This is a genomic window from Paramylibacter ulvae (assembly GCF_014652655.1).
GTDB lineage: Bacteria > Pseudomonadota > Alphaproteobacteria > Rhodobacterales > Rhodobacteraceae > Amylibacter > Amylibacter ulvae.
Genome location: NZ_BMZF01000008.1, coordinates 46,200 through 58,572, shown reverse-complemented (window position 1 = coordinate 58,572; position 12,373 = coordinate 46,200). Strand labels below are relative to the sequence as shown.

General features: G+C 47.8%; 8 protein-coding genes and 2 pseudogenes. 3 read left to right on the top strand and 7 right to left on the bottom strand.

Going from position 1 to position 12,373, the window contains the following annotated elements; all coding sequences use genetic code 11:
• Positions 1 to 66 precede the first annotated feature (66 nt).
• Together IE094_RS12800 and IE094_RS12795 are read left to right on the top strand one after the other, a co-directional pair.
• Complete coding sequence (locus IE094_RS12800; protein WP_189641103.1) at positions 67 to 1,860, top strand: autotransporter assembly complex protein TamA; 1,794 nt, start codon at positions 67 to 69, stop codon at positions 1,858 to 1,860.
• A gap of 29 nt (positions 1,861 to 1,889) precedes the next feature.
• Entirely contained in the window at positions 1,890 to 5,102 is a 3,213-nt protein-coding gene (locus tag IE094_RS12795) for a translocation/assembly module TamB domain-containing protein (RefSeq protein ID WP_229802328.1), read from the top strand.
• Here the strand turns inward: IE094_RS12795 and msrB are convergent.
• The 7 genes and pseudogenes from msrB to IE094_RS12765 form a co-directional block, all read right to left on the bottom strand.
• A complete protein-coding gene (gene msrB, locus IE094_RS12790; protein WP_189641101.1) occupies positions 5,099 to 5,563 on the bottom strand; it encodes a peptide-methionine (R)-S-oxide reductase MsrB in 465 nt (154 codons plus the stop codon). The two genes, IE094_RS12795 and msrB, sit on opposite strands and share 4 nt — an antisense overlap.
• Before the next feature lie 153 nt (positions 5,564 to 5,716).
• Positions 5,717 to 6,102: pseudogene (locus tag IE094_RS15640) on the bottom strand (integrase core domain-containing protein); the annotation flags it as partial.
• A gap of 3 nt (positions 6,103 to 6,105) precedes the next feature.
• Positions 6,106 to 6,333: pseudogene (locus IE094_RS15635) on the bottom strand (helix-turn-helix domain-containing protein); the annotation flags it as partial.
• Positions 6,334 to 6,476: 143 nt separating this feature from the next.
• Positions 6,477 to 7,259 (bottom strand): IclR family transcriptional regulator, encoded by a 783-nt coding sequence (locus tag IE094_RS12780; protein WP_189641100.1) that lies wholly within the window; start codon positions 7,257 to 7,259, stop codon positions 6,477 to 6,479.
• Positions 7,260 to 7,268: 9 nt separating this feature from the next.
• Positions 7,269 to 8,627, bottom strand: coding sequence for a TRAP transporter large permease (locus tag IE094_RS12775; RefSeq protein ID WP_189641099.1), 1,359 nt, complete (start codon positions 8,625 to 8,627; stop codon positions 7,269 to 7,271).
• Positions 8,627 to 9,295, bottom strand: coding sequence for a TRAP transporter small permease (locus IE094_RS12770; protein ID WP_189641098.1), 669 nt, complete (start codon positions 9,293 to 9,295; stop codon positions 8,627 to 8,629). Before IE094_RS12770 ends, IE094_RS12775 begins: the two co-directional genes overlap by 1 nt.
• Before the next feature lie 98 nt (positions 9,296 to 9,393).
• Positions 9,394 to 10,626, bottom strand: a complete 1,233-nt coding sequence (locus tag IE094_RS12765; RefSeq protein WP_189641097.1) for a TRAP transporter substrate-binding protein — start codon at positions 10,624 to 10,626, stop codon at positions 9,394 to 9,396.
• 116 nt (positions 10,627 to 10,742) lie between these two features.
• Between IE094_RS12765 and IE094_RS12760 the strand changes: the two genes are divergently transcribed.
• The gene (locus tag IE094_RS12760) at positions 10,743 to 12,356 is read left to right on the top strand and encodes a GMC family oxidoreductase (RefSeq protein ID WP_189641096.1); all 1,614 of its coding nucleotides are present in this window, start codon (positions 10,743 to 10,745) and stop codon (positions 12,354 to 12,356) included.
• Positions 12,357 to 12,373: the final 17 nt, after the last annotated feature.

Below are 12,373 nucleotides of genomic sequence, written 5' to 3'. Positions count from 1 at the left end.
AGCTATCCCAAAGATCATTGTCTGCAATAGACAAGGCGCGATACGATACAATGGAAGGGACAACAAATGCGTGCGTCATTGACGTTAATTACCACTGGTATCGCCTTATTTTCATTTGGTTATTCGCAATTTAGCGTTGCCCAAAGCGAACGGTTGGAATTTGTTGTTAGCAAAGAAATTTCGAAAAGCATCCGTTTTACATCCCTTTTACGTCAAGCCTTGTTGGAACAAGACAAAACCAGCACCGAAATTTTGGCAGCGGCGCAATCGGATTATCAGCGATTTTTAAGCGTATTATACGAAAATGGGTATTACGGCGCAGAAATCAGCATCACCCTAAACGGAAAAGAGGCTGCAACCCTTTCGCCATTCGAAACACTTGGTGAAATTACTTCTGCTATTGTGTCGATCAAACAGGGTGACGCATTTAAATTTGGCACCGCCCAAGTGCGCCCGCTGCCTTCTGACACAAAATTGGCACCAGAATTCACAACAGGCGAAGTCGCAAAATCATCCGTGATCCAAGAAGCGGTCGATGATTCAATTGATGCATGGCGAAATGCCAGCCGCCCCACCGCGAAAGTTACCGATCAAAACATCACCGCCGATCACACCAGCAATACACTGGATGCATCATTTACGATCCAGCCTGGTCGCATCGCAAAATTTGGTAGCTTGATAATCCGTGGCAATCAACGGATGCGCGAAAATCGCGTTCGTAAAATCGCGGGTTTGCCAACGGGTGAAAACTTTGACCCGCTGGAGTTAGAAGCAGCGGGCCGTCGTTTACGCAACACCGGGGCATTCACAACCGTCGCCATAACAGAAGCGGATCAAGTTTCCCCTGACGGCACCATCCCCATCACCGCCACCGTGGCAGAGGCAAAACCACGCCGCATTGGGGCAGGGGCGACGATATCAACCGATGAAGGATTAACGCTGGAAGGGTTTTGGTTACACCGCAATCTGTTAGGTGGCGGGGAATCCTTGCGTTTTGATGCCGTGGCGTCTGGCATCGGAGGAACCACCGACGGCATTGATTACAACGTCGGGGTCAGCCTGACCCGCCCTGCAACACTAAGCCCTGACACAGATGCAACATTTTCGCTTAACTTTGAACGTGACGACGAACCTGACTATAGCATTCGTGCATATACGGTCGGTTTGAACTTTGACCATGATATCAATGACCGATTGTCGACATATGCAGGCGTTCGGTATCGCAACATTGACACAAATGATGTTTTTGGATTTCGAAATTTTCGCCTGCTAAGTGCACCGCTTGGTGTCACTTACGACAGTCGCGACAGCGAAATTTCTGCAACAAAGGGGATTTACGCATCTCTCGAAGCGCAACCATTTTATGAACGAAACAGATCATACACGGGCATGCGCATGGCGTTCGATGGGCGGGTATATCATGGGTTTGGTGCGGACGATAAATTTGTGTTGGCCGGGCGTACGCAGTTGGGCGCCGTATATGGCCCAGCCTTAGAAGAGCTGCCAGCCGACTATCTATATTATTCTGGCGGCGGCGGCACGGTACGCGGACAAGATTACCAGGTATTGGGCGTACCCTTTGGCACAGATGAAAAAACTGGCGGCAAATCCTTTACTGGTGTTAGCACCGAGTTACGGGCCCCAATTCGTGACAATTTGGGCGGCGTAATCTTTGCAGATTATGGTTATATCGGCAGCACATCTTCGTTTTTAACCAGTGGCGATAGCCATGCTGGTGTTGGCGTGGGTGTACGATTTGAAACAGGTCTTGGCCCCATTCGCGTTGATGTCGGATTTCCAGCGGATGACCTATCAACAAGCAATGTCAATTTTTACATCGGAATTGGGCAAGCGTTTTGAAAATTTTTCGCGCATTTCTGTTTTTTATCATGGCTGTTCTGACAGTGCCAAGCTTTGCTCAGGTTGACAAAAAACCTTACCTTGAACAGTTGATCGAGGACACGCTCGCATCACCAAATTTCAACGTCACGATTACTGGAATGCAGGGCACATTCAGTTCGGATGCCAAGATAGAGCGTATTGAAATTTCAGATGCGGATGGCAAATGGCTTGATATCGAAGGTGCCGCTCTGAGCTGGACGCGATCCGCATTGTTGCGTGGTCGCGTCGAAGTCCAAACATTGGCCGCTGATAAAATCACCGTGCTACGCACCCCAGCCAGCGAAGAAACCACCATAGAATCTGGCAGTTTTCGCATTCCCGAGTTGCCCGTTTCAATCGAAATCGAAAATCTGTCCGCCACTGAATTACATTTGCTGGAACCTGTTTTGGGGCAACCTGCCAGTTTGCGAGCAGATGGGCGCATTACATTAATTGATGGTGATGTGGATGTGTCACTTTTGGCAGAACATCTTGATAAATCAGGTAAATTTGAACTAAACACCATTTACAATGGGCTAGCGCAAACAATTAGTTTGGATTTAGACGCGCAAGAAAATGCAAATGGGTTGGTTGCACAACTGTTGAATATTCCAAATGCGCCCGCACTTGCGCTAACCCTAAACGGAGAAGGCCCACAAGATAATTTCACCACGGGGCTTTCCTTGGCCACGGATGGGGTAGAGCGGATAAACGGACAATTTGTGGCCTCTCCTTTGCGGATCGACGGGCAAGAAGACGGGCTTTCGCTTCGCTTTGACACGATCGGCAATTTGGCACCTTTGTTCCAAGAAGAGTACCGCCCGTTTTTTGGCGAGCGGGCAACACTCAAAGGGTTGATTGAACGCCGCGCCGATGGTTCGACGTCTTTGCCGGAATTTAACTTGGTCACGGCGACCCTCGCGGCACAAGGTCGACTTGAACTCGCTCCCGATTACACCCCCTCAAACATCGAATTACGTGCTCGTCTTGCCGATGCGCAAGGTGCGCCAATTGTTTTGCCAATATCTGGGGCGAAAACGATTGTTCAATCGGGCACTGTATCAATTGCTTATTCAAATGAACAACCGTGGAGCGGTGAAATCACCGCAACAGGTTTGTCGCGCGATGGATTGAGCGTCGCACTTTCAAAAATCAGCGGTGGTGGCAAAATTGCGCCCGCATTCTTGCAAAAATCACCGTCAGATTTGCTATTGTCTGCTGATGTTGATGTCACTTTGGATGGCATAAAACACACTGATTCAAATTTGGCACGCGCCATGGGTGAACGCGTTTCTGGTTCGGCAAATATTGTTTGGAACAAAGACCAGCCCATCACGTTTAGCAATCTTTCAGTATCAAATGGCAATTTTCGTGCCAGCGTCGAGGGCGATATCGCTGGGCTGGAAACTGCGCTATTAACACAAGGTGACATTGTTGCATCCATCAAAGATCTATCTGCGTTTGCAGGGCTAATCGGCCAGCCTGTTAATGGTAACACCGAAATAACTGCCACTGGTCAAACAGCATTGTTAACAGGCGAATTTGATTTAGAATTGGACATCACGGGCAACAACCTGTCGTTAAACAACCCATCGGTTGATCGGTTTATCGCGGGACGCAACACGTTTTCCATGTCTGCCAAACGCACAGAAGGTGGAATACGTTTTGAAAACCTCAAAATCGTAAATCCACAATTATCTGGCGAGGCTTCTGGCCAGCTCAGTAGCGATGATTTATCAGCGAGTTTGTCCGCGCGATTAAACAACGCTAGGATCATTTCTGAAACCTTGACCGGACCATTAACACTTACTGGTAGCGCGAGCCAGAGCGGGGATGATATCCTCGTAGATCTGCAAACGGTGGGTATTGGCGGGTTGTCTGCGGCGATTTCTGGGCGGGTGCCCAAAGGTTCTGGTGCATGGGATATTCGCGCAACCGGTAATGCGCCGCTGGCGTTGCTTGATCGGAACTTGGCCGCAAATTCGGCCAAGGTTCGCGGTAACGCAAATTTCGATGTTAGCATTAACGGCCAGCCAAGTTTGGATGCATTGTCTGGGCAAGTCACCACCACAGGCGCAAGCTTTGTTTTTCCATCACAACAAATCACGCTGAGCGACATTCAATCAACCACCAACATTTCCAACGGCACCGCCCAAACCCAAATGCAGGCCAATCTGGGACAGGGGGGAAGTGTTTCGCTCAATGGGCGCATCGAACTGAACCAATCCCAAGGGTTTCCTGTGGATTTAGACATCAACGTCAATAACGCCCGTAAAAAGGATCGCAATTTTTATTCAACTGTTTTGAATGGTACGCTTAACCTGACCGGGCCCGCGTTGAACGGGCCGACGCTGTCAGGGCAGGTTGCCCTGTCGGATACGGAAGTGAATTTAAAGGCGCAGCTTATTCCAACGCTTTCCTTTTTACCCGAAATTGCGCATGTGAATGAACCTAATTTGTCGTTTCAAACACGCCAACGTGCAGGACTTGTGCGCGCACAAACCGATGACACCACATCCGTGGCACCGATAAAATTAAACATCGTATTGAGCGCGCCATCGCGGGTGTTTGTACGCGGGCGTGGGTTAGATGCCGAATTAGGTGGACGCATTCGTTTCATGGGGACCACGCAAAATGTCGTTCCAACGGGTGCGTTTAACCTTATTCGTGGACGCATGGATATTCTTGGTAAACGCTTTAATCTTAGCGAAGCATCAATGACCATGATCGGGTCACTTGACCCGCGTATCCGTGTCGTCGCCACAACAACATCAAGCGATTTTACCACCTCGGTTATCGTTTCAGGATTGGTTTCTGATCCACAGATCAGTTTGGAATCCACACCAGAATTACCCGAGGACGAAATATTATCGCATATGATTTTTGGCAAAAACCTCAATGAAATTTCACCATTCCAAGCAATCCAATTGGCATCAGGCTTGCGCGAATTATCCGGCAAGGGCGGTATCGCATTTGCAAGCAAACTGCGTAGCAAATTGGATTTGGATGATTTCAATGTCGTGGTTGATGACGATGGCGATATTGGTGTTCGCGCAGGTAAGTATTTATCAGAAAATGTTTACACCACGGTCACCATCGCCGAACGGGATAAATCCACGGTTTCAATCAACCTTGATGTTAATAAAAACGTCACCTTGCGCGGTTCCGTAAAAGAAACCGGCGCAAGCAGTGTTGGCGTGTTTTTCGAAAAAGATTACTAAGCTTTTACGAATTTCAAACTCACACCATTCAGGCAATGGCGTTTACCCGTTGGTTTTGGACCATCGTCAAATATATGGCCAAGATGGCTCCCGCAGCGACGGCAATGTGCTTCTGTGCGGGTTGCGAACAATGTGTTGTCTTCTTTGGTGCCGATCGCGTTTGGCAGGCTTTGATAAAAACTCGGCCAGCCTGTGCCGCTGTCAAATTTGGTTTTTGACGAATACAACGCCAAATCACAGCCGCGGCAAATATACTGTCCATCGGCATAGTTTTTATCCAACGGGCTTGATCCCGCACGCTCTGTTTTCTCGTTGCGCATCACTGCAAATTGCAGATCCGTCAACATTGCACGCCATTCGGCTTCTGTGCGAGTGATTTCAAATGTGCCTTCAGATGCAAAACCCAAGTTTGCTGAAAATGGTAAAATTGCAGAGGTCATTATAAATTTACGGCGGTTCATTGATCTATCCCTTTCATGCTTGTGTTCCTAAATACACGAATTTTTCACTGAGATAGTTTCAATCGGGATAGAACACAGTTTTTTGAAAGTAGCGTGAGAACACAAATGATATTGGTGAAATACCTTAACTATTAACATAACTATCATTATTGGAAAATTATAGAACGCCTCCCATTCGGCCAGTTTAGCTTCCAAATCCACATCTCCCTTATAGCTGAGCAATTGATAGAATTCTTGTTGATCAGAGCGATGCGAACGCTCCACTTTTCCGTTAAGTTGCGGTGAGCTGGGTTTGATGTATGCGTGGCGAATGCCTTTGTCTTCGACATGCCAATGGAACTTAGCTTGGAATTCATGACTATTATCCGCCGCCCGATAGGGTATTGCGAAGCGATGCTCGAAAGGGGGTTCTGATTTCACAAATACGGAATGGGAACTTTTCAATGATATGATCGATGAACTCGATTCAAGCCATTGCATTTCAAAATACGATAAACGCCAGCATCCGATATTTGTATTTCGTGATAGCGCGCCATGTACCAAGAAATACGGATCAGACCGAGGTGATATTTCTTACGCAGGTAAACCACCTTTTCTTCGATCTCAGGAGCGGTTCTGTTTGCATGCCATTTAGGGATCGGTGATTTGTCAATCAGGCCAGCTTCACCGTGTTCGAGATAGGCTGCACGCCAGCGATAAAAGCTCGCGCGACCAATGCCGAAATAACGACAAGTTTTAACGACAGACCCAAATTCGGCGGCATAATTCAAAATACGAAGTTTACGGCGAATTGCCCGTTGATCATCATTCAAAGGAACATCCTCCTTCTTCAATATGAAGATTACAGAAAATGTCTCGCGAGTACGCTAATATCAACAAATCTGAAAACACATTGCTCTCAAGCTATTGACGCCTATTGGTCTTCATTGAGACCTGACAATTTCTCAGCCGCATTTCTCAACGGCTCAAGATATTCCATCAAGTGTTCGAGGGAGCAGCGCATGACTGGTGCATGGGTGGACAATGTGGCCAGAAGTCTACCATTGGGGCTTGGTATTGGCACACCAATTGCAATCATCCCGATCATAAATTCCTCATTGTCGGTCGAATATCCGCGTTCTCTGGTTTTGCTCAATTCATCACGAAGTTCATCCGGTGATATAATTGTGTGTTCAGTTAACTGTTTCAAAGGATTGGCAGTTAACACACCCGAGAGTGTATTTGATCGCAGGGAAGATAGATATAGTTTACCACTTGCAGTGCAATGAAATGGAACCTGCGTTCCTCTGGGTAACTGTATTCTGAGTGGCCATTTAGTCTCGACTCGATCAAGATATGTCATTCCTTCTCGGTCAGGAGTGGCCAAGTTTACGGTTTCGCCAATTTCCTCGGCCACACCTTTCATGATGGCCAGGCGCGCTGTACGTACGCGCTCTGATGATATAGTGTTAGCGGCCAATGCCCGCAATCGATCGCCAGGGCTATAAGACCGCCCATCAATATCGCGTTGCAAATAACCTTCGGCTTCTGCGGTTTGCAAAAGCCGATGAATGGTCGGTTTTGGAAGGCCAATCGTCTGAATGAGATCGGTTGGCCTAACTGATACCCCAAGTTTTGCAATCTCTTCTATGATCATCAAAAGCCGAAGATTGGTAGGGATTTGATTTTCTTTCGAAGAAACGTGATCGTCGGGCATGCGTCTCGCCTATCTGTTTGGCAGCAGAGCCAACGCAAATTCAGGAACAAGTGCTACGAGTACCCAAACGCCAATCAATGCTGCAAGGTAAGGAACTGTATAGCGCAATAACCGGAAGTATGGAACACCTGTTACACCAGACGCCACATAGAGGTTGAGCCCATAAGGCGGCGTAATGAACCCGATAGAGGCACCAACAAGAAAGATCACAGAAAAATGCACTGGATCAATCCCAACCGATGCCGCGATGGGCGCAAGAATTGGTGCGAGGATGATCGTGACTGGCAAGCTTTCCAATACCATTCCAGAAAAGAACACGATGACCATCGAGGTGAATAATACAGCGTAATAACCACCCATCGACGTTACGAAATCGCCAATGGTTTGTTGTGCGCCAAGCAACGACAAGATTTGTTGCATCACCACAGACACGGCGATCAGCGGCGCTAAGATTCCACTGATTTGTGCAGATCGCACGACAATTGACGGGATTTGTGGAATAGTGAATCCTTCAACAACGAACATCTCAAGATAACTTTTGTCCGCAACAGGTTTATCACGATCAGACCCCATGATTTTGTTCAATGGATGGCTTATTAAACCTGCAATGATACAAAACCCAACGGTCACACCCGCTGCTTCTGTCGGTGAAAATTTACCTGTGTAAATTCCCCACAGAACAAGGCCGATCGCGAAAAATCCAAGCCAAGCGCCAAATGCTGTTTTCAAAACGCGGTTTAGTTGCAATGGAATTAGATAACCCCATCCATTGATACGGCAGATGATCCAGCAGGCAAGCTGCATCCCCACAACCATCATAGTTCCAGGAACGATACCAGCAACAAACAGGTCCGAAATTGGTAAGTTCAGCAAAAACCCATATACAATGAAAATGATTGATGGTGGGATGATGATCCCAACGGTACCACCCGCTGCGGCGGTTGCAGCAGAGAACCGTTCGTCGTAACCACCCTTGACCATTTCGGGGTGCAACATCGAACCGATCGTGGCCGTTGTTGCCGAGTTTGAACCAGAAATCGCGGCAAACAAGCCGCACGCACCCAATGATGCCATGGCAAGCCCACCGCGCAACCAACCCAAACAGGAATAAGCAAAATCAGATAATCGCCGCGCGATACCAGATTGATTGATCAAATCCCCTGTTAGAATAAACAACGGCATCGCAAGCAGTGCAAAACCTTTGTTAAATACATTGAGCAATTCTGCACCCATATTATCAAGCGTGAGGCCAAGGACGAATGAACAACCAATCACCCAATAGGCAATGACCAATAGAACGGGCACACCGAGCATAAAGAGCACGGTCACACCAAGTGAAATGAGCGTTACAAATGTTCCATCAGTCATTACAGGTCTCCCCCGATCACAGCTTGTTTGATCAACGGCTGACCGCTGCGGAAATTTGCAATATCCTCAAAGAGGTTTTCAAAAACACGTGCGGCCATCAAGACAAATGACATTGGTGCAGTAATCAAAAACCACCATTGCATTATATTGTCTGTCCCCAGAACAATTTGAAAATTTGATGCCGATAACGCAGTCATGCGCGCCGTTGTCACCAAAACGATGACGCTAAACGTAAACCATAATACCGCATCCAGTATAAGACAGGCCATTTGACCAGCGCGTGGCATAATGGTTCTAAATTCAGAAAAGCTAAGATGTGTGCGTAAGCGCACGTTAAATGCGGCACCAAACCATGCCATAATCATGAATAATAACGGCGGTATGGTTGTTGACCACGGCTGTTGATTGGAAAATACAAACCGATCAATGACGCCCCAAAAGATGATGAACGCAATCGCAAGATAGCTGTAAACCATAATAGTGCGTTCCAAATGACGATCCAACAAGGGTACTTTTTTATAGATCCATAAAACAAGCAACCCGCTGATCGCCGTTGCCATCGTTCCAAAAACCCAAGCTGCGTCGGATTTCAATGCGTTGCGAATTTCAAAGCTATCTTGAGATGCAAATGCACTGAATATGTCCCCGATTCCTGACAAGATTGCCATACGTCCTCCCTGACGTGTCAGCCAGAATTTTCTGGCATTCCACACAAATTGATTGACCGACGCCGAAATGACGTCGGTCGCCTAAGTTTTATTTTTATCTAACCCTTCCACCAACGGCGGGGTTCGACATTTTCTGGTTTCATATCTTTTGGAACCTGACGGGCAATGTCATAGATTTCTTGATAGGTATCAATACCACCTGCCCATTTATTCAAACGCTCGCGCCAGCCTTCCCAAAGCTGTGGCTGGAATTCAGGTGAACACATCTCTTCGGCCATTTTGATTTGATCATCCGCCAAGAAGGCGTTGCGAACATTGTTTTCTGCAAACACAGTACCAGGAAGTTGGGGATCAGAATGACCAACCGTTTTAACAAGCGCGGCTTCGTTGGCGGCTTGGACGTGGGTTTGTGCCCAGTAGGACGATTCCATAACCGCGTCTTGGAGATGACCATCAAGCGAGTCAAACACAGATGAACTCATTGAAGTGTGCTCGGTTCCGCAGAAGAATTTCAAATCAACAGACTGTGACACAACAGGTGACATATTCGCATATGCCACAGCGGATGCCCAGGTTTCCGCCCCGTCGATCAAGCCTTGCTTCAAACCATCAAGAGTTTCTTCCCAAGCGACAGGCACGGGGTTCAGATTCAGCGCTTGCATAGCAATTCGCCCAAGTTGTGTACCCGTGACACGGTTTTTGGTGCCAAACAGCTCTTCCAATTTGGTCACCGTTGGCGCGTCTTTGTATTTAAGACCCAATTGAATCCCGCGCAGCTCGCAATGGCTAAACAAAAATTTTAAACCATGACGTTTTTCAAGCGGATCACGCAAAATACGTTGTGATTCAGGGCTATAAAGGAAGTGATACTGTGACGCACGGCCAGGGAACATATACGCGTAATCAAGTACATTCAAATAAGGCGCGCCGCCTGCGGAATTCTGAGTTGACGCTGCATAAATATCGACAATGCCTTGTTGGGTTTTCTCAACGCATGACGTTTGGCCACAGATTTGATTGTCGCCAATGAACTCGATGCGAATTTCGCCATCCGTGCGGCTCTCTAAATCGCGCGCAAATTCCAATGCGCCAGCGCGTTCAATTAAAAGATTTCGCGCATTAAAACCAGATGCACCAAATTTAAGTGTATGTTTGGCCGGCTTTGAAAAGCGTTTTTCATAAGTTGACTCAGCCGCACGACCAAGATTGGCAAGGCTCATCGCACCGCCAAAGCTACCCGCCGCCAAAAGCGTTGAGCTCATACCGTATCTACCAGCGACCCTAAATAGATCACGGCGTGAAATACCACGCAGATTGTTAGATGTACTCATTTCTTTCCTCCCGAAAGTTAATTATTGAGACTTGTGGTCTCATTAATAGTGCATTAATGATGGCTTACGCAAGGGAAATTTCGAATCCCATATTTTGAAGCTTGGAGGAAACGCGTATGGCGCAGAAAAGAGCCGATTTTCTGATAGTTGGAGCAGGATCAGCAGGCTGTGTCCTTGCGAATAGACTGAGCGCTGATCCCGCGAATCGGGTCATTCTTCTGGAAGCTGGCGGCCGCGACATCAATCCTTGGATTCATGTTCCGGTTGGATATTTTAAGACACTTCACAATCCAAATACGGATTGGTGTTACAAATCTGAACCCGACCCAGGATTGAATGGACGATCACTTGATTGGCCACGTGGCAAAACACTTGGCGGGTCCAGTTCGATCAACGGTTTATTGTATGTGCGCGGTCAGAAACAAGATTACGACGGTTGGGCACAGCGCGGGAACAAAGGCTGGGGATATGATGATGTATTGCCGTTATTCAAGCGCTCAGAATCATATGAAAAAGGTGGCGATGAATACCACGGTGGCGATGGGGGTTTGTCCGTATCGATGATCCGCGCCAAAAGCGACATCTCGCAGGCATTTATAGAAGCGGCGATGGAAATGGGTGTTCCGCGTAACTACGATTATAATGGTGAAGAACAAGAAGGCGTGAGCTATTTTCATCAAACCGCACGTGATGGTTTTCGCTGTTCCAGTGCGCGCGCATTTCTGAACCCCGTTAAGAAACGTCCTAATTTAGAGGTCATCACCCATGCACATACTGAATCCCTGATCTTTGACCAAACGGATACGCGCCGTGTTGTTGGCGTGCGCTATTCGCGCAAAGGGCAAACGCATGAGTTAATGTTGAATCCTGGTGGCGAGGTCATTTTATCAGCCGGCGCCATTGGTTCTCCACAAATTTTAGAACTGTCAGGGATTGGGCGCGGTGATGTCCTGCGCAATGCTGGTGTCGAAGTACGACATGAATTGGCAGGGGTTGGCGAAAACCTACAAGATCACTTGCAAATACGCCTTGTCTATGAGGTAAACGCCCAAACATTGAATGATGCAATCAATCGGTTCGTGCCACGCATGGGAATTGGGTTGAATTACGCATTGTTCCGAAAGGGGCCGATGAGCCTTGGTGCGAGCCAAGTATGTGTGTTTGCTAAATCCATGGAAGGTTTGGAAACGCCCGACATCCAGTTTCATTTTCAACCTCTTAGTGCTGATAAACCAGGTATCGAAATGCACCCGTTTTCGGGCATTACGTCGTCTGTCTGTCAGCTCCGTCCAGAAAGCCGCGGCCATATTCATATTGCTTCGCCAAATGCTGTGGATTACCCCAAGATCGTTCCGAACTATTTGTCAGCAACCGCCGATCAGCTCTGTGCGATCCGTGCCGTTAAATTTGCCCGCGCAATGACCCGAACCAAGGCACTGAGCCCATTCGTGGTGCGCGAACATGTACCCGATAATGATCCTCAGACCGACGAAGAACTGCTCCAATGCGCGCGGAATATCAGCCAAACAATCTATCATCCAACCAGCACCTGTCGGATGGGGCATGATGACATGGCTGTGGTTGACGATCGTTTGCGTGTGCGCGGCATTGCGGGGCTTCGGGTGGCGGATGCATCAATCATGCCAGATATCGTTTCGGGTAACACCAATGCCCCCACAATTATGATCGGTGAAAAAGCAAGTGACATGATTTTAGAAGACCGGCAATAGCCCCCCCCTTTAATTAC

Bases quoted from the DNA above. Each gene is read 5' to 3' on its own strand.
- IE094_RS12800 (WP_189641103.1), top strand. From the start codon at position 67: ATGCGTGCGTCATTGACGTTAATTACCACTGGTATCGCCTTATTTTCA.
- IE094_RS12795 (WP_229802328.1), top strand. From the start codon at position 1,890: ATGGCTGTTCTGACAGTGCCAAGCTTTGCTCAGGTTGACAAAAAACCT.
- msrB (WP_189641101.1), bottom strand. From the start codon at position 5,563: ATGAACCGCCGTAAATTTATAATGACCTCTGCAATTTTACCATTTTCA.
- IE094_RS12780 (WP_189641100.1), bottom strand. From the start codon at position 7,259: ATGCCCGACGATCACGTTTCTTCGAAAGAAAATCAAATCCCTACCAAT.
- IE094_RS12775 (WP_189641099.1), bottom strand. From the start codon at position 8,627: ATGACTGATGGAACATTTGTAACGCTCATTTCACTTGGTGTGACCGTG.
- IE094_RS12770 (WP_189641098.1), bottom strand. From the start codon at position 9,295: ATGGCAATCTTGTCAGGAATCGGGGACATATTCAGTGCATTTGCATCT.
- IE094_RS12765 (WP_189641097.1), bottom strand. From the start codon at position 10,626: ATGAGTACATCTAACAATCTGCGTGGTATTTCACGCCGTGATCTATTT.
- IE094_RS12760 (WP_189641096.1), top strand. From the start codon at position 10,743: ATGGCGCAGAAAAGAGCCGATTTTCTGATAGTTGGAGCAGGATCAGCA.